Origin of the sequence: Arhodomonas sp. SL1 (genome assembly GCF_052060015.1) — a bacterium.
GTDB lineage: Bacteria > Pseudomonadota > Gammaproteobacteria > Nitrococcales > Nitrococcaceae > Arhodomonas.
Genome location: NZ_JBPODZ010000014.1, coordinates 1 through 22,072, shown reverse-complemented (window position 1 = coordinate 22,072; position 22,072 = coordinate 1). Strand labels below are relative to the sequence as shown.

General features: G+C 69.0%; 23 protein-coding genes. 17 read left to right on the top strand and 6 right to left on the bottom strand.

Translation table 11 applies throughout. From position 1 onward, the window contains the following. The first annotated feature begins 16 nt into the window (after window positions 1-16). The 9 genes from ACQ754_RS14755 (at window position 17) to ACQ754_RS14715 (ending at window position 9,342) form a co-directional block, all read left to right on the top strand. Window positions 17-1,780, top strand: a complete 1,764-nt coding sequence (locus ACQ754_RS14755; protein WP_440997804.1) for a cytochrome D1 domain-containing protein — start codon at window positions 17-19, stop codon at window positions 1,778-1,780. A gap of 98 nt (window positions 1,781-1,878) precedes the next feature. Continuing rightward, entirely contained in the window at window positions 1,879-2,244 is a 366-nt protein-coding gene (locus tag ACQ754_RS14750) for a c-type cytochrome (protein WP_440997803.1), read from the top strand. Then, complete coding sequence (locus tag ACQ754_RS14745) at window positions 2,245-3,420, top strand: cytochrome D1 domain-containing protein (protein ID WP_440997802.1); 1,176 nt, start codon at window positions 2,245-2,247, stop codon at window positions 3,418-3,420. It begins immediately after the preceding gene. Further along, complete coding sequence (ahbB, locus tag ACQ754_RS14740; RefSeq protein ID WP_440997801.1) at window positions 3,417-4,439, top strand: siroheme decarboxylase subunit beta; 1,023 nt, start codon at window positions 3,417-3,419, stop codon at window positions 4,437-4,439. The genes ACQ754_RS14745 and ahbB (ACQ754_RS14740) overlap by 4 nt, the downstream gene beginning before the upstream one ends. Then, window positions 4,436-4,915, top strand: a complete 480-nt coding sequence (locus ACQ754_RS14735; protein WP_440997800.1) for an AsnC family transcriptional regulator — start codon at window positions 4,436-4,438, stop codon at window positions 4,913-4,915. Before ahbB (ACQ754_RS14740) ends, ACQ754_RS14735 begins: the two co-directional genes overlap by 4 nt. Next, entirely contained in the window at window positions 4,912-5,448 is a 537-nt protein-coding gene (ahbB, locus tag ACQ754_RS14730; protein WP_440997799.1) for a siroheme decarboxylase subunit beta, read from the top strand. The genes ACQ754_RS14735 and ahbB (ACQ754_RS14730) overlap by 4 nt, the downstream gene beginning before the upstream one ends. Window positions 5,449-5,450: 2 nt before the next feature. Continuing rightward, window positions 5,451-6,617 carry a heme d1 biosynthesis radical SAM protein NirJ gene (gene nirJ, locus ACQ754_RS14725; RefSeq protein WP_440997798.1) on the top strand — a complete coding sequence of 389 codons (1,167 nt, stop codon included), beginning with the start codon at window positions 5,451-5,453 and terminating at the stop codon, window positions 6,615-6,617. Continuing rightward, on the top strand, window positions 6,614-7,777 hold the full coding sequence (cobA, locus tag ACQ754_RS14720) for a uroporphyrinogen-III C-methyltransferase (RefSeq protein ID WP_440997797.1): 1,164 nt from the start codon (window positions 6,614-6,616) through the stop codon (window positions 7,775-7,777). Before nirJ ends, cobA begins: the two co-directional genes overlap by 4 nt. Beyond that, window positions 7,771-9,342 carry a cytochrome D1 domain-containing protein gene (locus ACQ754_RS14715; RefSeq protein ID WP_440997796.1) on the top strand — a complete coding sequence of 524 codons (1,572 nt, stop codon included), beginning with the start codon at window positions 7,771-7,773 and terminating at the stop codon, window positions 9,340-9,342. The genes cobA and ACQ754_RS14715 overlap by 7 nt, the downstream gene beginning before the upstream one ends. Before the next feature lie 12 nt (window positions 9,343-9,354). Here ACQ754_RS14715 and ACQ754_RS14710 read toward each other — a convergent pair whose 3' ends face one another. Then, window positions 9,355-9,708 carry a YbaN family protein gene (locus ACQ754_RS14710; protein ID WP_440997795.1) on the bottom strand — a complete coding sequence of 118 codons (354 nt, stop codon included), beginning with the start codon at window positions 9,706-9,708 and terminating at the stop codon, window positions 9,355-9,357. 104 nt (window positions 9,709-9,812) lie between these two features. On the opposite strand from ACQ754_RS14710, the gene hemN reads away from it, so the two are divergent. Together hemN and ACQ754_RS14700 are read left to right on the top strand one after the other, a co-directional pair. Next, entirely contained in the window at window positions 9,813-11,198 is a 1,386-nt protein-coding gene (hemN, locus tag ACQ754_RS14705) for an oxygen-independent coproporphyrinogen III oxidase (protein WP_440997794.1), read from the top strand. 113 nt (window positions 11,199-11,311) lie between these two features. Next, window positions 11,312-12,154: a mechanosensitive ion channel family protein gene (locus ACQ754_RS14700; protein WP_440997793.1), complete on the top strand. Its 843-nt coding sequence runs from the start codon at window positions 11,312-11,314 to the stop codon at window positions 12,152-12,154. Between the two features lie 166 nt (window positions 12,155-12,320). Here the strand turns inward: ACQ754_RS14700 and mmsB are convergent, their stop codons facing one another. Then, the gene (gene mmsB / locus ACQ754_RS14695) at window positions 12,321-13,214 is read right to left on the bottom strand and encodes a 3-hydroxyisobutyrate dehydrogenase (RefSeq protein ID WP_440997792.1); all 894 of its coding nucleotides are present in this window, start codon (window positions 13,212-13,214) and stop codon (window positions 12,321-12,323) included. A 101-nt stretch (window positions 13,215-13,315) separates the two neighbouring features. Next, window positions 13,316-14,467 carry a cytochrome P450 gene (locus ACQ754_RS14690; protein WP_440997791.1) on the bottom strand — a complete coding sequence of 384 codons (1,152 nt, stop codon included), beginning with the start codon at window positions 14,465-14,467 and terminating at the stop codon, window positions 13,316-13,318. A gap of 285 nt (window positions 14,468-14,752) precedes the next feature. On the opposite strand from ACQ754_RS14690, the gene metE reads away from it, so the two are divergent. Then, a complete protein-coding gene (metE, locus tag ACQ754_RS14685) occupies window positions 14,753-17,035 on the top strand; it encodes a 5-methyltetrahydropteroyltriglutamate--homocysteine S-methyltransferase (protein WP_440997790.1) in 2,283 nt (760 codons plus the stop codon). A gap of 304 nt (window positions 17,036-17,339) precedes the next feature. Here metE and ACQ754_RS14680 read toward each other — a convergent pair whose 3' ends face one another. The 3 genes from ACQ754_RS14680 to ACQ754_RS14670 form a co-directional block, all read right to left on the bottom strand. Further along, window positions 17,340-17,765, bottom strand: a complete 426-nt coding sequence (locus ACQ754_RS14680; protein WP_440997789.1) for an OsmC family protein — start codon at window positions 17,763-17,765, stop codon at window positions 17,340-17,342. Beyond that, the gene (locus tag ACQ754_RS14675) at window positions 17,762-17,992 is read right to left on the bottom strand and encodes a hypothetical protein (RefSeq protein ID WP_440997788.1); all 231 of its coding nucleotides are present in this window, start codon (window positions 17,990-17,992) and stop codon (window positions 17,762-17,764) included. Before ACQ754_RS14675 ends, ACQ754_RS14680 begins: the two co-directional genes overlap by 4 nt. Window positions 17,993-18,062: 70 nt before the next feature. Further along, window positions 18,063-18,812, bottom strand: coding sequence for a hypothetical protein (locus tag ACQ754_RS14670; RefSeq protein WP_440997787.1), 750 nt, complete (start codon window positions 18,810-18,812; stop codon window positions 18,063-18,065). An 87-nt stretch (window positions 18,813-18,899) separates the two neighbouring features. Between ACQ754_RS14670 and ACQ754_RS14665 the strand changes: the two genes are divergently transcribed. The 5 genes from ACQ754_RS14665 (at window position 18,900) to ACQ754_RS14645 (ending at window position 22,000) form a co-directional block, all read left to right on the top strand. Further along, a complete protein-coding gene (locus tag ACQ754_RS14665; RefSeq protein ID WP_440997786.1) occupies window positions 18,900-19,163 on the top strand; it encodes a hypothetical protein in 264 nt (87 codons plus the stop codon). 143 nt (window positions 19,164-19,306) lie between these two features. Further along, on the top strand, window positions 19,307-19,999 hold the full coding sequence (locus tag ACQ754_RS14660) for a succinate dehydrogenase iron-sulfur subunit (RefSeq protein WP_440997841.1): 693 nt from the start codon (window positions 19,307-19,309) through the stop codon (window positions 19,997-19,999). A 3-nt stretch (window positions 20,000-20,002) separates the two neighbouring features. Then, window positions 20,003-20,392 carry a succinate dehydrogenase, cytochrome b556 subunit gene (sdhC, locus tag ACQ754_RS14655; protein WP_440997785.1) on the top strand — a complete coding sequence of 130 codons (390 nt, stop codon included), beginning with the start codon at window positions 20,003-20,005 and terminating at the stop codon, window positions 20,390-20,392. After that, entirely contained in the window at window positions 20,392-20,781 is a 390-nt protein-coding gene (gene sdhD / locus ACQ754_RS14650) for a succinate dehydrogenase, hydrophobic membrane anchor protein (RefSeq protein ID WP_440997784.1), read from the top strand. Before sdhC ends, sdhD begins: the two co-directional genes overlap by 1 nt. Window positions 20,782-20,923: 142 nt before the next feature. Further along, a complete protein-coding gene (locus ACQ754_RS14645; RefSeq protein WP_440997783.1) occupies window positions 20,924-22,000 on the top strand; it encodes a cbb3-type cytochrome c oxidase subunit I in 1,077 nt (358 codons plus the stop codon). Window positions 22,001-22,072: the final 72 nt, after the last annotated feature.

Sequence of the window (22,072 nt, the reverse complement as noted above, 5' to 3'; positions counted from 1 at the left end):
AGGGGGTTGTACTGTCATGAAACCATTACAAACGAGAACCGGTCTCGGGGCGCTGGCCACCGCCGTCGCCTGCCTGGGTCTGGCTGCCGGGGCCGCCGTCGCCCAGGACAACGGTCAGGACAACGGCGAAGAAGGCATGGGCCATCCTGGCACCACCGAAGGGGAGTTCCGGTACATGGGCTCGCCCCATGGGGTCCCGGAAGGCACGGAGTTCGTCAGGCACGAGGACGCGCCGGACATGACCCAGTCCGAGTGGGAGCACGCCGAGCAGCTGTACTTCGAGCGCTGCGCCGGCTGCCACGGCGTATTGCGTAAGGGCGCCACCGGCAAGCCGCTGACCACCGACATCACCCAGGAGCGCGGCACCGCCTACCTGGAGACCTTCATCCGCTTCGGCTCCCCGGCGGGGATGCCGAACTGGGGCACCTCCGGGGAGCTCACCGACGAGGAGATCAACGTCATGGCGCGTTATCTCCAGCACCCGCCGCCGGAGCCGCCGGAGTATTCCATGGCGGACATGAAGGACACCTGGGAGGTGTTCGTGTCGCCGGAGGATCGTCCCACCGAGCAGATGAACGACCTCAACCTGGAGAACCTGTTCTCGGTGACCCTGCGTGACGCCGGTGAGATCGCGCTCATCGACGGCGACAGCCACGAGCTGGTGACCACCATTGAGACCGGTTATGCGGTGCATATCTCACGGATGTCCGCCTCCGGGCGCTACCTCTTCGTCATCGGTCGCGACGCCCTGATCACCCTGATCGACCTCTGGGCGGAGACGCCGCAGAAGGTCGCCGAGCTCAACACCGGCCTGGAGGCGCGCTCGGTGGAGACCTCCAAGTTCGAGGGCTGGGAGGACGAGTACGCCATCGCCGGCACCTACTGGCCGCCGCAGTTCGTGATCATGGACGGGGATACCCTGGAGCCGCGGAAGATCGTCTCCACCCGCGGGATGACGGTGGACACCCAGGAATATCACCCCGAGCCCCGCGTGGCGGCCATCGTGGCCTCCCACGAGCACCCGGAGTTCATCGTCAACGTCAAGGAGACGGGCAAGATCAAGCTGGTCAACTACACCGACCTGGACAACATGGACATCACCACCATCGATGCCGCCCGCTTCCTCCACGACGGCGGCTGGGACCGGAACAAGCGCTACTTCCTGACTGCCGCCAACGAGTCCAACAAGATCGCGGTGGTGGACTCCAGGGAGCGTGAGCTCGAGGCCCTGGTGGATGCCAAGGAGATCCCGCACCCCGGTCGCGGGGCGAATTTCGTGCATCCCGAGCACGGGCCGGTGTGGGCCACCAGCGCCTTGGGCAACGCCGATATCACCCTGATCGGGACCGATCCGGAAAACCACCCGGACAACGCCTGGAAGCCCGTGGACGTACTGGAGGGCCAGGGTGGTGGCTCGCTGTTCGTCAAGACCCATCCGGAGTCCAACCACCTCTACGTGGACACGGCGTTGAACCCTAATGAGCAGATCTCCCAGTCCGTGGCGGTGTTCGACACCAACAACCTGGACGAGGGCTACCAGGTCCTGCCCATCGCCGAGTGGGCGGACATCGACGAGGGCCCGCAGCGGGTGGTCCATCCCGAGTACAACAAGGCCGGCGACGAGGTCTGGTTCTCGGTGTGGAATGGCCAGGACCAGACGTCGGCCATCGTGGTCGTCGACGACAAGACCCTGGAGCTCAAGGAGGTCATCAAGGGGGACTGGCTGGTCACGCCTACCGGCAAGTTCAACGTGTACAACACCATGCATGATGTCTACTGAGTAGCCGGCGGGGCTTCGGCCCCGCCCCCGGAGGGCGTCGCGGCGTCCTCCGGGGGCGGGATCGCCCGCCGCGGACCAGGCAGGCTTCGGGACGGATAATGGATCGCAGGCGGAAGCGGATGGTGGGGAGTGCGGGCCGGCGCCTGTGGCGCTGGGTCCCCGCGACGCTGCTGATAGGGGCCGTGACCGCCATGGCGGGCGGGCCGGCGGACACCAGCACGTTGCATCGCATCGTGGTCCAGGACTGCGGCTCCTGCCACGGCCTGCGCCTGACCGGTGGCCTGGGCCCACCGGTAACCCCGACGGCACTCGCCGACTGGGAGGTGGAAGAACTGGTGGCGGTGATCGAGCGCGGCCGAGAGGGCACCGCCATGCCGCCGTTCGGGCCGTTGTTCACCGACGAGGAGCTGCGCTGGATCGCCGAGGGCCTGAAGAACGGCCGTTTTCTGGACAAGGGGGATTGAATGGGATACCGAGTGATCACCGCCATCGCCGTGGCCCTGCTGCTTGCCGGTGGCGCGGCACAGGCCGAGCTCCGGGGCACCGGCGATCTGGGGGTGGTGGTCCAGCGCGAGGCCGGGCGGCTGTCGCTGGTGGAGACCAGTAATCGCTCCGTGCTCGCCGAGATCGGCGGGCTGGGGGATCTCTCCCATGCCTCGGCGGTGTTCTCCCGGGACGAGCGCTACGCCTATGTCTTCGGCCGCGACGGCGGTCTCACCAAGGTGGACCTGCTCACGCGCGAGGTGGTGGCGCGCCGGCAGCAGGCGGGCAACAGCATCGGTGGGGCCATTTCCCAGGACGGCTCGCTGGTGGCCGTGTCCAACTATGAGCCCGGTGGCGTGCGCGTCTTCGATGCCGAAACCCTGGAGCCGGTGGCGGAGATCCCGGCGCGCTACGGCGACGGTGAGCGCTCCAAGGTGGTGGGCCTGGTGGATGCGCCCGGTAACCGTTTCGTGTTCAGCCTGTTCGAGGCCGGCGAGATCTGGATCGCTGATTTCAGTAACGGCGACGACCCGGAGATTACCCGGCTGCGGGATGTGGGCCGCAAGCCCTACGACGCGCTGATCACCCGTGATGGCCGCTACTATATCGCGGGGCTGTTCGGCGAGGACGGCCTTGCCCTGGTGGATCTCTGGCACCCGGAGGATGGCGCCCGGGAGATCCTGCCGGATTACGGCCGTGGCGAGGAGCGGTTGCCGGTCTACAAGATGCCCCACCTCGAGGGCTGGGCCCTGGCAGGGGACTACGCCTTGCTCCCCGCCGTGGGCCGCCACGAGGTCCTGGTGGTGGACCGAGACAACTGGGAGGAGGTGGGCCGCATCCCGGTATACGGCCAACCGGTGTTCATCATGGCAAGCCCCACCGGCCGAGAGGCCTGGGTGAACTTCGCCATGCCGGACAACGACACCCTCCAGATCCTCGACCTGGAGTCGCTGGCGGTGGCGCAGACCCTCAAGCCGGGCAAGGGGGTGCTGCACATGGAGTTCACGCCCCGCGGGGAGGCGGTATGGGTATCCCTGCGCGACGAGGACGAGGTAGTCGTCTACGACACCGCCACCCGGGAGCGAGTGACCACGCTGAGGGTGGATACACCCAGCGGTATCTTCTTCACCGACCGGGCCGGAAGGATCGGGCTGTGAGCACGAGGCCGGCCGCCGTCAGCGAGGGACTCGCCGCCGCGCAGGACCTCCCCGAGCGGTTGCTGCGGTGTTATCCCCGGGGTCTACCCCTGAATCCGCGTCCCTATCGGGAGATGGGCCGCGCCCTGGAGGTCACCGAGACCGATGTGTGCCAGGCGGCGGGGGCGTTGCTGGACGAGGGGCGGATCAGCCGCATCGGCGCGGTGTTCCGGCCGGGGGCCGTCGGGGCGAGCACCCTGGCCGCGATGGCGGTGCCGGCCCCGCGGCTGGAGACGGTGGCCGCGGCGGTGAATGCGCGGCCGGAGGTGAATCACAACTACCAGCGTGAGCACCGTTTCAATCTCTGGTTCGTGGTCACCGCTGCTGATCGGGAATCGGTGGCCGAGACCCTGGCGGATCTGGCGGCGGAGACAGGCATTACACCACTGTCGCTGCCCCTGGTCACCGAGTACCACATCGACCTATCGGTCCTCCTCGGCGGTGAGCCCGAGGGCGGGCGCCGCGTGGCGCCGCGGCCACCGGCGGAGCCCTTGGCCCTGGACGGGATCGGCCGGCGTATCCTCGACGCCCTGCAGCGGGGCCTGCGACCGGTCCCCCGCCCCTTTGCCGAGCTGGCAGCCTGCGCCGGTGTATCTGAGGCCACGGTGCTCACCCGGCTCAGCCGCTGGCATGAATCCGGGCGGATCGCCCGTCTTGGCCTCATCGCCCGCCACCGCCGGGCGGGCTATCGTCACAACGCCATGGTGGTCTGGGACGTGGCCGACGAGGCGGTGGACGACATCGGCCAGCGCTTCGCGGGCCAGCCGTTCGTTACCCTGTGCTATCGCCGCCCGCGCCGGCCGCCACTTTGGCCCTATAATCTCTTCTGCATGATTCACGGCCGTGACCGCTCCACCGTCCACCGGCAAGCGGCGGCGTTGGCGGAGGAAGCGGGCGGGACGGTGCGGGGTCATGCCCTGCTGTTCAGCAATCGCTGCTTCAAGCAGCGCGGCGCGCGTTACGCTGGGGGGAGCGCATGAGCACCGTGCCATCAACGGCCCACAGCGACGGGTTGGACGCGACGGATCGACGCATCATCAACGGCCTGCAGGGGGGGTTCCCGGTTTGCGAGCGGCCCTATGCCAAGGCCGCCGCTGACTTGGGCCTGACCGAGGACGAGCTGCTCGAGCGACTGCAACAGCTGGTGGCGGCGGGCTATCTCAGCCGCTTCGCGCCACTGTTCGACGTCGAGCGCCTCGGTGGTGCGGTAATGCTCGCCGCCATGGCCGTGCCCCCCCAGCGCCTCGAGACGGTGATCGCCCAGGTCAATGCCCACCCGGAGGTGGCGCATAATTATGAGCGCGACCACGGCTTCAATCTCTGGTTCGTGATTTCGGTGCTGGACGCGGAGCGCATAGAGGCGGTGGCCGCCGCCATCGAGGCGGAGACAGGGCTGACGGTCTATCGTATGCCCAAGGAGCGCGAGTTCTATCTGCGGCTGAGGGTGGAGGCATGAGCGCGACACCGAGCCACGCCCCGGACGCCCTGGACCGGCGCATCATCGCGGCCACCCAGGAGGGCCTGCCCCTGGTGCCGCGCCCGTATGCGGTCATTGCCGAGCGGGTGGGTACCAGCGAGTCGGAGGTGATGGCGCGGATACGGGCCCTGCTCGACACCGGCGGCATCCGGCGTCTCGGGGCGGTGCCCCAGCACTACGCGTTGGGGATGCGCTTCAATGCCATGACCGTATGGGACGTCCCTGACGAGCGAGTAGACGATTTGGGTCCGGCGGTGGGGGCGCTGGAGGCGGTGAGCCACTGCTACACCCGCCCGCGCCACCCCCCGGAGTGGTCGTACAACCTCTTCGCCATGGTCCATGGCCGGGATCAGGACACCGTGGAGGCGCGCATCGGCGAGGTCGCCGCGACCCTCGGTGGCGCCGTCCGGGCCTCGGCGGTGCTCTACAGCCGTCGCCTGCTCAAAAAGACCGGCCTCCGGCTGCCCGCCGGAGACGACGAATTCCCCCACCCGGAATCGGAGCGAGAGTAACCATGTTCCGCGTGACCCGCTATCTCCAGGCCCTGCGCGAGCCGGGCTCCGTACGCACCCCGGGCCAGCCCCCGGGGCCCGTGGTGATCTGGAACCTCATCCGCCGCTGCAACCTGGCATGCAAGCACTGCTACTCCACCTCCGCGAACATCGACTTCGCCGGCGAGCTCTCGGAGGCCGAGGTGGAGACGGTGATGGACGACCTTCACGGCTTCGGTGTTCCGGTGCTCATCCTCTCCGGCGGCGAGCCGTTGATGCGCCCGGACATCTTCCGTATCGCCCGCCGGGCCAAGGCCATGGGCTTCTACGTGGGCTTGTCCAGCAACGGCACCCTGATCGACGAGGAGAACCTCCCCGAGATCGCTGACGTCGGATTCGATTACGTCGGAATCAGTCTGGACGGGCTCGGCGAGACCCACGACCGCTTCCGCCGGCAGAAGGGGGCCTTCGACGAGTCCCTGCGGGCGCTGCGGCTGTGTCGCCAGGCCGGGATCAAGGTGGGCATGCGCTTTACCCTGGCCGCGGAGAACGCCGACGATTTCCCCGGGTTGCTGCGGCTGATGGACGAGGAGGGGATCGACAAGTTCTACCTCTCCCATCTCAACTACGCCGGCCGCGGCAACAAGAACCGCCGCGGTGACGCCGCCCACCAGCGCACCCGCTGGGCCCTGGATCTGCTGTTCCAGCGCTGCCTTGAGGACCTGGAGGCGGGCCGGCCGCGCGAGTACGTCACCGGCAACAACGACGCCGATGCCGTCTATCTCCTGCACTGGGCGGCGGAGCGCTTCCCGGAGGCATCGCTGGCGGAGCTGCGGCGGCTGCTGCGGGCCTGGGGCGGCAACTCCTCGGGGATCAACGTGGCCAACATCGACAACCTGGGCAACGTCCACCCGGATACCTTCTGGTGGCACTACAGCCTCGGTAACGTCCGCGACCGGCCGTTCTCGACGATCTGGAGCGACGAGAGCGAGCCGCTGCTCGCCGGGCTGCGCCGGCGGCCCCGGCCCTTGGAAGGGCGCTGCGGGGCCTGCGCGTACCGCGACATCTGTGGGGGCAACACCCGGGTGCGGGCCTGGCAGCTCACGGGCAACCTCTGGGCCGAGGACCCGGGCTGTTACCTGGACGACGAGGAGATCGGCATCGCGGAAGCGGGGAGGGAGCTGGCATGACCGACATGGCGGCGACGCTCAACCTGTCCGGGCGGCGGGTGCTGCTGGTCGGTGGCGGCGAGGCCGCCGCCCGCTACGGTGCCTGGCTGGATGACCATGGTGCCCGCCTTCGGGTGGTGGCGGAGGTCGCCCGGCCGGTTCTGCGAGAGGCCGCGGCCGGCCGGGATTGGCCCGTATTCGAGCGGGCCTTCGCCGAGAGCGACCTGGCGGGCTGCCATTTGGCGGTGGCGGCCTCGGACAGCACCGACCTTAACCGCCGGGTCGCCGAGGCCGCGGACCGCACCGGGGTGCTGGTCCAGGCGTTGGGTTGGCGGGAGGGCTCATCGCTGGCCTTGCCCATGGATCCGGATACGCCGCCGCCGCGGCTCGCCGGCCACCGCGGCGTGGGGCGGGCCTACCTGGTGGGGGCGGGGCCCGGCGATCCGAAGCTGCTCACCCTGCGCGCCCGGGAGGTGCTGGAGAACGCCGACGCGGTGCTCTACGACCGCCTGGTGGCCCCGGCCCTAATGGAGCTGGTGCCGGCCTCTGCGCGGCGGATCTACGTGGGCAAGGCGGCGAGCCGTCATGCCCTGCCCCAGGGCCGGATCAACGAGCTGCTGGTGGAGCTGGCCGGTGAGGGCCTGGATGTGGTCCGGCTGAAGGGCGGTGACCCCTTCGTATTCGGCCGCGGCGGCGAGGAGATCCACCAACTGAAGACCGCCGGTGTGCCCTTCGAGGTGGTTCCCGGCATCACCGCGGCCCTCGGCTGTTCCGCCTATGCCGGCATTCCCCTCACCCACCGGGACCATGCCCAGGTGGTGACCTTCGTCACCGGCCATCTGCGCGACGGCTCCCTGGACCTGCCCTGGGAGGCGCTGGTGCAGCCCTCCCAGACTGTGGTGGTCTACATGGGAATCGGCGGGCTGGATCGCCTGTGCGCGGAGCTCCGACGGCGGGGCCTGCCTGGCAGCCACCCGGCGGCGGTGATCCAGCGCGGCACCCTGGACGACCAGGCGGTGATCAGCGGGACCCTCGCGGATCTGCCCGAGCGTGCCCGGCGGGAGGGAGTACGCCCGCCGAGCCTGGTGATCATCGGCGAGGTGGTGCGGCTGCGTGAGCAGCTCGATTGGTTCTCCCGGGAGCTGGAGGCGATGCCGATGGCAGGCTACGCGGCATGCTGAATCCGCGCTGTCTGCTCGCCGTCGCCCTGCTCCTGTCCCCTGGGGCGGCCTTCCCTGCCGGCGCCGAGGTCCCCGACGGGGCGGCGTTGTACGAGAGTCACTGTGCGGCCTGCCACGGCGACGACCGCCTCGGCGGCCTCGGCCCCGCCCTGCTGCCCGGGAACCTGGGTCGCCTGGCCCCGGAGGATGCCGAGCAGGTGATCACCGAGGGGCGGGCGGCCACCCAGATGCCGGCCTACGGGGAGGTCCTCTCCGAGGCGGAGATCACGGCGCTGGTGGAGCACATCTATCAGGCCCCGGAGGAGCCGCCGCGGTGGGTGGAGGCGGATATCCGCGGCAGCCACCGCGGGCTGCGCGAGGGCGACGGGCCCGGGGCGCCGGTCTTCGACGCCGATCCCATGAACCTGTTCCTGGTGGTGGAGAAAGGGGATCACCACATCACCGTCCTCGACGGCGATCGCTTCGAGCCCATTCACCGCTTCCCGACCCGCTATGCCCTGCATGGCGGGGTGAAGTACTCCCCGGACGGGCGCTATGCCTATCTGATGTCCCGGGACGGCTGGGTCACCCAGTACGACATCCACGGCCTGGAGAAGGTCGCCGAGGTACGCGCCGGGATCAACAGCCGCAACATCGCGGTCTCCGCCGACGGGCGCTTCGTGGCCGTGGCCAACTATCTCCCCAACTCCCTGGTGATCCTGGACGCCGACGGCCTGCGCCCACTGGCGGTGATCCCGGTGGCCAACGACCACGGCGAGGGCTCCCGGGTGAGCGCGGTCTATACCGCGCCGCCGCGGCAGAGCTTCATCGCCGCGCTCAAGGACATCCGCGAGGTCTGGGAGATCCCCTACGCTGACGGCGCCGAGGCGCTGCCCGTCTACCGCGGCATCATGCATGACTACCGGGAGGAGTCCGGCGAGGCGCCGCCCATCGACCGGCGGCGCTTCCCCGTGCGGCGGATCAAGGTGGACAGCCTCCTGGACGACTTCTTCTTCGACCCGGAGTATCGCCACCTTGTCGGCGCCTCGCGCCAAGGGGGCGGGCAGGTGGTCAACCTCACCGTGGGGCGGGTGATCGCCACCCTCGACATCCCGGGCATGCCGCACCTGGGCTCGGGGATCAGCTTCCGCCACGGTGAGGGGCTGCGCATCGCCAGCCCCAACCTGCGGGAGGGCCGGATCAGCATCATCGACCCGGAGCGCTGGGCGGTGGTCGACGCCATCGACACCTTGGGTCCGGGGTTTTTCATGCGCAGCCACCCCGAGACCCGCTATCTCTGGGCCGACGTGTTCTTCGGGCCCAACAAGGACGTCCTCCACGTCATCGACAAGGAGACCCTGGAGATCGTGGAGACCCTGCGCCCGGCCCCTGGGGAGACCGCCGCCCATGTGGAGTTCACCCATGACGGCAGCCATGCCCTGGTCAGTATCTGGGAGGAGGACGGCGCACTGGTGGTCTACGATGCCGAGACCCTCGAGGAGGTGCGGCGCATCCCGATGAAGCGGCCCTCGGGCAAGTACAACGTGGGCAATAAGACCGCCTATATCCGTGGCACTAGCCACTGACCGCGGTCGCCTTCAGGAGGGGCGGGTCAGCAGGAAGGCGGTGACGCCGAGCAGTAGCAGGCTCACGGCCGCGCGTGCCGCCAGCGGCTCCACGGTGAGCCACATGATCCCCCAGCTCACCGCGATAAGCCCCACCGCGGTGCGCTTCGCCCCCGGGGCGATGGCCCGGCGCTCCTGCCAGTCGGCCAGTGGCGGGCCGAAGCGGGGGTGCTCGGCGATCCAGCGCGCCAACGCCGGCGAGCTTCGCGAGGCGGCGTAGGCCGCGAGCAGCAGGAACGGCGTGGTCGGCAACAGGGGCAGGGCGACACCGAGGCCGCCGAGGCCGATGCAAGCCAGTGCCAGCCCCTGCCAGGCATAACGTTTCATGGGGCTCCCATGATCTGGATCAAAAGAGGCATCCCGCATACGGATTATAATACCACCAAATCCCGCTCCTGCACCCACCCCGCAGGGCGACCGTGGAGGTTGCGATGTCCGAGACGCTGCAGATCGACCCGCAGATGCTGGCCCGCTACGATGTCAATGCGCCGCGCTATACGTCCTACCCCACGGCGCTGTCGTTCCATGAGGGCTGGAACGCGGCCACTCACGTAGCCCATGTGCGCGCCCATGCGGTGGCCGACGAGCCGGTCTCCATGTACGTGCATGTGCCGTTCTGCCATTCCGCCTGCTTCTACTGTGCCTGCAATCGGGTGATCACCGCCAACCGCCGGCACGCCGAGGAATACCTGCTGCGCCTGGAGCGGGAGATCCATGCCCAGGCCGCGCTGCACGGGCATCGGCCGCTGGCCCAGTTGCACTTCGGCGGCGGCACGCCCACCTACCTTGACGACGACCAGTTGGAGTGGCTGATGGGGGTCATCGACGATGCCTTCCCCTTCGAGCCCCCCGAGCGCCGCGAGTTCTCCATCGAGATCGATCCGCGCACGGTGGACCCGGTACGCATCGAGCGCCTGACAGGCATGGGCTTTGCGCGGGTCAGCCTCGGCATCCAGGACTTCGACGAGCAGGTCCAACGGGCGATCAACCGGATCCAGCCCGTCTCCATGGTCGACGAGGTGCTGGACGCGGTCCGGGCTCACGGCTTCGGCTCCACCAATTTCGATCTCATCTACGGCCTGCCCCATCAGGACCGGGCGCGCTTTGACCGGACCCTGGAGACGGTGATCCGCATGCGCCCGGAGCGGCTCGCCATCTACAACTATGCCCACCTCCCGGAGCGGTTCAAGATGCAGCGGCTCATCGACGCCGAGGCCCTGCCCGGGCCGGCGGAGAAGCTCGCCATCTTCAACGACGCCATCCGCCGGCTCACCGAGGCGGGCTACGTGCACATCGGTATGGACCATTTCGCCCTGCCCGAGGACGAGCTGGCCCGGGCGCTGGCCGACGACACCCTGCAACGCAACTTCCAGGGCTATGCCACGCGGGGCGGTCTGGATCTCATCGCCGTGGGCTCCACCGCGATCGGCCACTTCGCCGGTGCCTACAGCCAGAATCGGCACGACCTGCTCGGCTACAATGCCGCCGTCGACGCCGGCGATCTCCCGGTGTTCAAGGGCTATCGCCTCGATGCCGACGACGAGCTCCGCGCCGAGGTCATCGAGGCAGTGATGTGCCGTTCGCGGGTGGACTATCGGGCCATCGGCGCGCGTCACGGCATCGACTTCGCCGATTACTTCGCCGACGCCCTGGAGGCCCTGGAGATGGCTGAGGCGGACGGTCTGGTGCGCCGTGGGGCGGACGCGCTAACCGTCACCCCCATGGGGCGGCTGTTCCTGCGCCAGATTGCGCTGCCCTTCGACGCCCATCGCCAGGCGGCCGCCGGGGCGCAGGTGCGCTTCTCCCGTGCCCTGTAGCCGGCGGGCCCGACCCACGGCATGACGGGCCCGCCCGCCGGTGCTTGTCCACGGGGGCGGCAGGGATTACCGTCGCCCGGGAACAGCAAACAAAAACACCGGGGGAGGATCCCATGGAGGACATGCAGCGGCTCTACGCGGACGGCCAGGCCTGGCTGCTGACCAACGGGGCGGACTTCCTGCTCAACCTGGTCGGCGCCATCGTCATCTTCTACGTCGGCAAGTGGGCGGCGAAGGGGCTGAAGGGGCTCGCCTCGCGGTTGATGCGGCGGGCGAAGGTAGACGACACCCTGGTCAGCTTCGCCGCCAACATCATCTATGCGTTGATTCTCGCCTTCGTCATCATCGCCGCCCTTGGCCAACTCGGCCTCCAGACCGCCTCGCTCATTGCCATCCTCGGTGCCGCCGGCCTGGCCATCGGCCTGGCCCTGCAGGGCTCGCTGGCGAACTTCGCCGCAGGGGTGCTGATGATCCTGTTCCGCCCCTTCCGGGTCGGGGACTACGTGGAGGCCGCCGGCATCAGCGGCACCGTAGAGGAGATCGAGATCTTCCAGACCCGGCTCACCACCCCCGACAACAAGGTCATCATCGTCCCCAACGCCAGTATCACCGGCGGTGCCATCGTCAACTATTCCGCCAAGGACACCCGCCGGGTGGACATGGTCGTCGGCGTGCATTACGAGACCGATCTCGCCCGGGCCCGCCAACTGCTCATGGACATCCTCACCGCCGACGAGCGGGTGCTCAAAGAACCGGAGCCGGTGGTCGTGGTGGGCGACCTGGGCGCGAGCAGCGTGGACTTCTGGGTCCGGCCTTGGTGCCGGGCCTCGGATTACTGGCCACTGAAGTGGGACCTCATGGAGACCATTAAGGCCCGGCTGGAGTCGGAGGGTATCGCCATCGCCTTCCCGCAGCTGGATGTGCACGTCGTCCGCGAGGAACCCGCCCGCTCGTAGGAGCGAGCCACGCTCGCGAATGGGGCTCGCGAAGGCGGCTGTAGGAGCCGGCCTGGCCGGCGAACATCGCCTGCGAGGCAGGCTCCTACAGCTGCGGCGAACCGTTCCCGCCCCGTAGGAGCCGGCCCTGCCGGCGAACATCACCTGCCGGCCAATCCCGCAATCGCTACAGCTCCCCGCCCTTGAGGAACTGCAGGATGCTGGAGAAGTCCCGCTTGCCGTTGCCCTGGGCGGCATGGGTGGTGTAGAGGCTGCGCGCCAAAGCCCCCATGGGGGTGGCGGTGCCGGAGTTCACCGCCATGTGCATGGCGAGCCCCAGGTCCTTGGCCATCAACTCGGCCATGAACCCGGGTTGGTAGCCGTTGGAGGCCGGCGCCTTCTCCATCACCCCGGGGTAGGGGTTGTAGACCTGCAGGGCCCAGTTGTTGCCCGAGCTCTCCTTCATGATCTCCGAGAGCACCGCCGGATCCAGGCCATTGGCCTCGGCCATGTTCAGCGCCTCCGAGGTGCCGATCATGAGCACGCCGAGGAGCATGTTGTTGCACATCTTCCCCACCTGGCCGGCGCCGCCCGGTCCGGCGTGGAAGACGGCCTTTCCCATGTCGTCGAGCACCGGGCGGGCGCGTTCCACGGCCTCACTCTCGCCGCCGCAGATGAAGGTGAGGGTGCCGGCCTTCGCGCCGCCGACCCCCCCGGAGACCGGGGCGTCGACGAAGGGGACGCTGTGTTGCCGCGCTTGCTCCGCCACCGCCCGGGCCTCCTCGGGGGCGATGGTCGAGCAGTCCACCGCCAGGGTGGAGGAGTCGAGATGGGCGAGCAGGCCGTCGTCGCCCTCGTAGACCTGACGGACGTGATGGCCGGCCGGGAGCATGGTGATGACGATCTCCGCGCCCCGCGCTGCGGCCGCCGCCGAGTCCGCCGCCGCGGCGCCGGCCTGGGTGAGCGTGGCCACGGCCTCGGCGGATAGGTCGAAGACGGTCACCTCGTGGCCCGCCTGGACCAGGTTAGTGGCCATGGGCGCGCCCATGTTGCCGAGCCCGATGAAAGCGATCCGGGTCATGGCTCTCCTCCTCTGTGCTTTACGTTAACGTCAAGCAGTCTGAAACGTTTGCCGGCAAAAGAAAAGGCGCGCGGGCCGGTCCTCGCGGCGTGCCGAGTTCCTTACCGGAGCCGAACCGGCAGCGCCGCGAAACCGGCGGCGGGGTGCGCGGCGCGGACGGCCGGCCGGTCCGCGTCCGGGCGGATCCATTCGGTTGCCTCCAGCAGGGTCTCGACCGCGACCCGCAGCTCCATGCGCGCGAGCGCCGCACCGGGACAGACGTGGATGCCGGCCCCGTAGAGGAGGTTCCGTCCCTGGTCGCGTTCCAGGCACAGGGAGGTGGCGTCGGGAAAGGCCCGAGGGTCGCGGTTGGCGGCGATCCAGTGCAGGGACACCGGGGCGCCGGCGGGCAGATGCCGGCCGCCGATCTCCACCGCCCGGGTGGTGCGGCGGCGGTTGGTGGGCAACGGGCCATCCACCCGGAGGATCTCCTCAACGGCGGCGGGAATCCGCTCGGGCGTTGAGCGCAGGCTCTCCTGCAGGGCGGTGTCGGTGGCGATGTGATGGGCGAGGATACCCACGGCGGCGCTTAGCGTCCCCACCTCGCCCACCGTCCAGTTGCGTAGCAGACTCACCAGCTCCTCGCGCCGCAGCGGCCGCCCGTCGACCCGCTCCGCCAGCAATCGATCGGTGATATCGCCAGCCGGGGCCGCCGCCTGTTGCCGCTCGCGGATCATCGCGGTCACGTACGACTCGAACTCCCGGGCCAACTCCGCCAGGGTGGCACGATCCCGCACCCGCGTCGCTTGCTGGTTGCGGGCGGTCCATTCCCGCAGCGGCTCCGCCATCTGCTCCGGCCAGCCCAGGAAGGCGCATTGGGCGCGCGCGGCGAAGGGGCCGGCGACGGCGTCCATCCACTCCACGGTGCGACGCCCTTGCAGCCCGGCCAGGGTGCGCTCGGCGACCCGCCGGCAGTCCGGCTCGAACGCCGCCACCCGTCCCCGCGTGAAGTACGGCTCCACCAAGGCCCGGAAGGCCGTGTGTTCCGGTGGATCCATGCCGTTGGGGACCGACAGGTGTTGGGAGACCGCGTTGCTGAAGATGTCGGGCTCGTGGAGCGCCCGCTCCACCTCGGCATGCCGCAGCAGGGTCCAGCCCGTGCGCTCGTCGTAGGCCACCGGGCAACGCTCGCGCAGGGCGTCCCAGGCGGCCAGCGGGTCGTCCCGGGTCTCCGGGGTCGTCGGCTCCCGGTCCTCGGGCGTGAGATCGGGCATTGGAGGTATCCTTGTCTGCGTAATGGCGATTACCGGCAGGCTATCGCGTTTTCCCCACAGGCGGCATTTGACCCAGCTCAACCCCCTTGTTCCGGTGTCGCCCAGGGGGTGTTCCCGTCTACGGCGATCCCGGAAACCGCGTGAAGGCCGCGGCCCCGCCGGCAGGGATTACCATGGCGAAGAATATGAAATTAATGCATTTATATGTAGAAAAGATTGAGTTTGAGACATTTCCCATAGGCGCGCATCCTCCCGGGACCGACGACGACGACAACCGGAGGATCCATGGTTACCACCCACACCCTCGGCTTTCCCCGCTTCGGCCTGCGCCGCGAGCTCAAGCGCGCCCTGGAGAGCTACTGGCGCGGCGATACCGGCCGGGACGCCCTCGCGGAGACGGGCAGCGAGCTCCGGCAGCGCCACTGGCGGCAGCAGGCCGACGTCGGCCTCGACATGGTCCCCGTGGGTGATTTCTCCTGGTATGACGGCATGCTCGACCACTCGCTGATGTTCGGGGTCATCCCGGAGCGCTTCCGTACCGGCGATCACGACCGCGACATCGACACCTACTTCCGCATGGCCCGCGGGCGCGCCCCCACCGGCACCGACACCCACGCCTGTGAGATGACCAAGTGGTTCGATACCAACTACCACTACATCGTCCCGGAGCTCGCGGCGGGTCAGCGCTTCGAGCTGGATGCGGGCCCGCTGCTCGAGCAGGTGGCGGAGGCCGAGGCCGCCGGACATCGGCCCAAGCCCGTCCTCATCGGCCCGGTGACCTACCTGGCGTTATCCCGCAATGACGATCCGGAGCGCGGCAAGCTGGCGCTGCTCGAGCCGCTGGTGGCGGTCTACCGTGAGCTGCTGGGCCGGCTGGCGGAGGCCGGTGTCGAGTGGGTGCAGATCGACGAACCGGTGCTGGTCACCGATCTCGACGCGGAGTGGCGTGAGGCGTTGACACGCGCCCATCGCGGGCTCGCGGACACCGGCGTGCGCCGGCTGGTGACCAGCTACTTCGGCGGGCTCGGGGACAACCGCGACGCCGCCGTAGCGCTTTCCAAGGAGGGCCTGCACATCGACCTCGTGCGCGGCAATGACGATCCGGGCGCGCTGATCGCGGCCCTGCCCGACGATGAGATCCTCTCGCTGGGCGTGATCGACGGCCGCAACGTCTGGCGCACCGACCTCACCGCCGCGCTCGATGACCTGGAGACCGTCCACCGGCGCCTCGGTGAGCGCCTGTGGCTCGCCCCAAGCTGCTCGCTGCTCCACGTGCCGGTGGACGTTACCGCCGAGGAGAAACTCGACGATGAGCTCCGCAGCTGGCTCGCCTTCGCCGTTCAGAAGGTCGAGGAGGTCAGCACGCTGGGCGCGGCCCTCCGCCACGGCCGTGCGCACGTCGGCCACACCTTGGACGCGAGCAGACAGGCGCGCGAGGCGCGCGAGCGTTCCACGCGCATCCATCGCCGCGAGGTGCGCGAGCGCGCGGTGGGGATCGACGCGACCATGAGCCGACGCGCCCATGCCTATCCCGAGCGCGCGCCGGCGCAGCACGCCCGCCTGGGGCTGCCCCTGCTTCCCACCACCACCATCGGCTCGTTCCCCCAGACCGGGGGCATCCGCAAGGCCCGCCGCGAGCACCGTGCCGGTCGGCTGGAAGACGCCGCCTATGCCGAGCGCATGCGTGCCGAGATCGCCCACGCCGTGGGACAGCAGGAAGAAGTGGGCCTGGACATGCTCGTCCACGGCGAGGCCGAGCGCAACGACATGGTCGAGTACTTCGGCGAGCTGCTGGAGGGCTTTTGCTTCACCGAACACGGCTGGGTGCAGAGCTTCGGCTCCCGGGGCGTCAAACCGCCGGTGATCTTCGGCGACGTCCGACGCCCCGGGCCGATGACCGTGGAGTGGTCGCGCTACGCCCAGTCGCTCACCGAGCGACCGATGAAGGGTATGCTTACCGGCCCGGTGACCATCCTGCAGTGGTCGTTCGTGCGTGACGACCAGCCCCGCTGGAGAACCTGCGAGCAGATCGCGCTGGCACTGCGCGACGAGGTCACGGACCTGGAGTCCGCCGGCATCGCCGCCATCCAGGTCGACGAGCCCGCCTTCCGCGAGGGCCTGCCGCTGCGCCGGGCGGACTGGGCGGACTACCTGGACTGGGCGACCCGGGCGTTCCGGCTGGCCACCGGCGGGGTGCGCGATGAGACCCAGATCCACACCCACATGTGCTACTCCGAGTTCAACGACATCATCGAGGCCATTGCCGCGCTGGACGCGGATGTGATCACCATCGAGACGTCCCGCTCGGCGATGGCGTTGCTGGACGCCTTCGTCTCCTTCGAGTATCCCAACGAGATCGGCCCGGGGGTCTATGACATCCACTCGCCGCGGACACCGACGGTGGAGGAGATGGTCCTGCTGCTCGAGCGTGCCGCCGAGCTCAACCCAGTGGAGCGGTTGTGGGTGAACCCGGACTGCGGACTCAAGACCCGGAGCTGGGAAGAGGTAACCCCGGCGCTGCGTAACATGGTGGTGGCGGCACAGCAGGTGCGCGAGCGCCACGGCTGAATACACGGGGCAGGGCCGCCTGCCCCCGGCTCGCGGCTCAATCGCCGGTGGCGGGTGTCGCCCTGCTCGTCACCATCCAGACCGCTGGCGGCCACCGCAACCGGCCCCTGCACCGGGATCTTGGCGATGGCGCTAGGCTCTCGGTTCGGCCCGAAGGCAACCGCGCGCGCAGTCCGTACCTCAGTGATGACGACATCCTCTCGCATTCAGGCCTCCGGTGGTTGGCCGCATACCCGCAAGGATACCGCACCGGCCGGCACCGGTGACCCACACGCCACCGGTGCCATGGCGACCTCGCGCGGGCTCAGCCCTCGAGGCGGGCGTCCAGGGTGATCTCCGCGTTAAACAGCTTGGAGACCGGGCATCCCACCTTGGCAGCGTTGGCCGCCTCCTCGAACGTCCCCTGGTCGATACCGGGGATGCGTGCGCGGACATCGAGATGCACGGTGGTAATGGTGAAGCCATCGTCACTGGGCTCGATGGCGACCGTTGCCGTGGTGTCGATGCGCTCGGGTGTCACCCCGGATTCGCCGAGCACCAGGGACAGCGCCATGGAGTAGCAGCCGGCATGCGCCGCCGCCAGCAACTCCTCCGGGTTGGTGCCGGTGCCCTGCTCGAAGCGGGTCCCGAAGGAGTAGGCGGCGTTGGCCACAGTGCCCGTCTCCGTGGAGATGTTTCCCGATCCGTCCTTGAGGCCGCCCTGCCAGACGGCCGTTGCGTTGCGCTTCATGATGCCTCCGTGGGTTGTAGTTGGTGCGAGGATGTGCCTTTCAGGTACTGCTTCAGGTAGCAGTAGGATCCGGTCAGCCGCAGCCGAAACAAGCGTTCGCCGGCCGGCGCGGAGCGCCGGACCACCGCCCGCCGGTAGCCCGACATGGTGCGGGCCGCGAACTCGCGCGCCGCGGCACGCCCGCGAGTGGCCTCAAGGAAGCGCAGCCGATCGCGTTCCTGTTCCATGCTCTCGAGGACAATTCGGGTCGCGACCAGGTGGTGGTCGCGCCGCGGGTTACCGGGGTTGTCCGCGGGGTCAGCCACCGTGGCAGACCGGGCACTGGGCCCGAGTGTCCATCGCCGGGGGCCAGATGCCGCCGGCGCCGCGCACGATCCGCTGGTGCAGCGCCTGGTACTCCGGCTGCTCGCCGAGCGGTCGGGCGCGCCCGCAGCCCCACTGGCAGGAGGTGACCAGGGTGATCCAGTCGCTGGCCTGCAGGTGACGCAGCAGCGCCGGGAAGGCCTCGCGCTCCTCGCGGGCGATGAGCGCGCGGTACGCCCCCACGTAGCGGGCGCCGGCGCTCACCAGGCGCCGGCGCGGCACCACCACCCCGGCGAGGATCTGGCCGAAAAGCAGTATAGAATCTGTTTGTTTTAGCGCAATGCCCGGTTGGCCGCTTCGGTCGTGGTGTGGCAGCTGGAGCAGCGCCGCGAATGCCAGGGTGGCGGTCCCGGCGAGGACGAGATAGCCGGTGGCGACGGTGATCCCCGCGCTCCCGGCCCGCGGGGCCGGCCTCAGGTACAGCCACAAACCGCACAGGCCCACCAGGAGCGCTACCTGATAGGCGTGGCGGAGGTCATGACCGGCACCGGCCGCGTGCCAGAGCGTGACCCCGAGCGCGGCCAGGCCAAGGTCCTTGCCGATATCCCAGAACCAGCCGGCCCCCACCAAGGGTGTCGGCACGGCGGCGATGGCGAAGACGGCCGCCATCACGATGATGAGCCGCCCTGTGGTGGAGGCGCCCCCTGCAAGCCGGCTCCGCGATGATGGTTGGCGAGGTCGCACGGTGGCTCCGAGCAGCTGTGGTTGACAGTTATCCCAATTGATACTAGTAAATACAATACTGGTTTCATTGCCCATTCAGGAGCGACCATGTACGCGGAGGGATACCGGCTAGGCATTCCGCTCGGTGAGCTCCGAGCCACGGCGCTGGAGGTGGCTTGCCGCTGTGGTGGGGCACCGGCGTCCGCCCGGATGGAGTGTGCCCGGGCGGTGATCCGCAAGGATGTCTGCCCCTGCCTGCTGGAGGCGACCCCGGTGCTGGAGGCGTTGAGCCGGGAGTTCTGCGAGTGGGTCCGCGCCGGCAACCGGCCGGAAGACTTCCCCGGGGTAAATCCGCCTGGGGTAAGTCCGTGATCGTCCGCAGCTCGGCGGAGAAGCCACGCCGGCCGTGGCTGCGCCGGTTCCCGGTCCCGTCGGGCTTCGGGCAGGACGCCCGCTCGCGGGTCCGCCGGGGTCGGGAATGGCCAGCGCCGGCGGATGCGACGGATCCGCGGACCCTGCAAGTCTACCGCTTCGACCCGGAGCGCGACGCCCAGCCCCGGCTCGATACCTACACCGTCGATGCGGCGCGTTGCGGGCCGATGCTGCTGGATGCGCTGATCACCATCAAGAATGAGATCGACCCTACCCTGACCTTCCGGCGCTCCTGCCGCGAGGGGGTGTGCGGTTCCTGCGCGATGAACATCGACGGCACCAACTGGCTGGCCTGTACCCGCAGCCTCGACGAGCTCACCTCGCCTGCGCGGATCTACCCGCTCAACAACCTGCCGGTCATTAAGGACCTGGTCGGCGACCAGACCCATGCCTTCGCGCAGTACCAGACCATCCGGCCGTGGCTGCGCACCGACAGCCCGGCACCGTCCCGGGAGCGGCTGCAATCGCCCCAGGAGCGTGCGGCGCTGGATGGCTACTATGAATGCATCCTCTGCTTTTGCTGCACCTCCGGCTGCCCGAGCCACTGGTGGAACGGCTCGCGCTTCCTCGGCCCGGCGGTGCTGCTGCAGGCCTGGCGATGGCTCGCCGACAGTCGCGACGAGGCGCGCGGTGAGCGCCTGGACGAGCTGGAGGACCCGTTCCGGTTGTATCGCTGCCATACCATCCTGAACTGCACGCGCACCTGCCCCAAGGGCCTGAACCCGGGCAGGGCGATCGCCGAGATCAAGCGGATGCTGCTCGAGCGCCAGGGCTGAGCCATGACCGATCGTCGTCCCCTGTCGCCCCACGTGCAGGTCTACGCGCCGCAGCTGACCTCGGTGCTCTCCATCAGCCACCGACTGACCGGGGTGTTGCTGACAGCGGGTGCGGTGGTGCTGGTCCTGTGGCTGGCGGAGCTGGCCTGGGCGACGGAGCCGCGCCTGCACGGGTGGCTGGCGACAGCACCGGGGCGGGTGCTGCAGATGCTTTGGAGCCTGTGCCTGTTCTTCCATCTGGGCAACGGCATCCGTCACCTCTGCTGGGACTCGGTGCGCGGCTTCGAGCTGCGCCAGATCTACAGGAGCGGCTGGACCGTGGTCGGGCTGACACTAGTGGCCACGTTGGGTTACTGGATGGCCGCCCTGCTAGCCAGTGGAGGGGCAGGATAATGGCACGCTCGGCCCCGTATGGCGCGCTGCGGCGGGCCCGGCACTTGGGCTCGGCCCGTACCGGCGTCGCGCACTGGTGGTGGCAGCGCGTCTCCGCGGCGGCGCTGGTGCCCCTGTCGCTGTGGTTCGTGCTGGCGGTGCTCGCACCGGCCGGCGACGGGGTAGAAGCGGCCCGCCAGTGGCTGGGGAGACCGGCGGCGGCGATCCCAATGGTGTTGTTGCTCGGGACCCTGTTCTGGCACATCGCCCTCGGCCTTCGGGTGATCGTCGAGGACTATGTCCACGACCGACGCTGGCAGGTGCCGCTGCTGGCGGCGATCCCCCTTGCCTGCGGGGCCCTGGCCGTCGTTGGCATCCTGGCGGTGCTGACCCTCATCCTCGGGACGTGACTGACGGCCGGTTTGCTTGATCTGCGTCAATAAAGCAGTATACTCCGTACTGCTTTATAAGCGTCGCGGGTCGCCCTATCCCCCTACCGTCGCCTTTCTCATCACCGCGAGCTTCCTGATCTCCTTCGGGGGGATGTGCGCGTTGGTCTGGGCCATCGCCAACAACCAGTTCCGGATGGGCCAGGGTGCCGCGCGAACGATCTTCGCCCCGGGTGAGGAGGGCGAGGGGGAGGACCCGGCGTCCACCGGCGGCGAGGTGGCGGAGCGAGGTGGGGCGGATGAGCAGGCGCTGGCCGAGCGCGACCAGGCGGACCGTTCCACCCGGGTGCCCGTGCTCACCTTCCTGGCCTCCGCGGTCGTATGGCTGGTGGTCGGCTCGCTGTACGGGCTGATCGCCTCGCTGAAGATGCACTGGCCGGAACTGCTCGCCGACCTCCCCGCCCTGACCTTTGGCCGGATCCGGCCGATGCATCTCAACGCCGTGGCCTACGGCTGGGCGGCGATGGCGGGAATCGGTGCGGCGGTGTGGCTGCTGCCGCGGCTTTTCAAGACGTCGCTGGTGGGTGGCGCCTACGCCACCACCGGCGCAGTGATCTGGAATATCGCCATGGCCGCCGGGCTGATCGCCATCGGCGCCGGCTACTCCGACGGCATGGAGTGGCTGGAGATCCCCTGGCAGATCGATCTGCTCTTCGTCCTCGGCGGCGGGTTCTGTGCGGTGCCGCTGCTGCTGACCGTGCAGCGCCGGCGCGTCGAGCACCTCTACGTCACCAGCTGGTACCTGATGGCGGCGCTGGTGTGGTTCCCGCTGCTGTTCACCATCGCCAACCTGCCGGGGGCCTTTCCAGGGGTCTCCGGTGCCACCGTGAACTGGTGGTTCGCCCACAACGTCCTCGGCCTTTGGGTGACACCCATCGGCATAGGCATCGCCTATTACATGATCCCCAAGATCCTCGGCCGGCCGATCCTCTCCTATCGGCTCTCGCTGCTCGGGTTCTGGGCGCTGGCGCTGTTCTACAGCCAGGTGGGGTTGCACCACCTCATCGGCGGGCCGGTGCCCACCTGGGCGGTGACGTTGTCCATCGTCCAGAGCGTGATGATGGCGATCCCGGTGATCACGGTGGCGATCAACCATCACGGCACCATGTGGGGCCATTTCCACCGGCTCGCGGACTCGCCGACCCTGCGTTTTGTGTGGCTCGGGAGCCTCGGCTCCTGAGTTCGACAGTTAGGCCTATAAGTAGTTGATTGGGCGATTGCCGGGAAGCCGAATTTGCACTACAACGCCGCT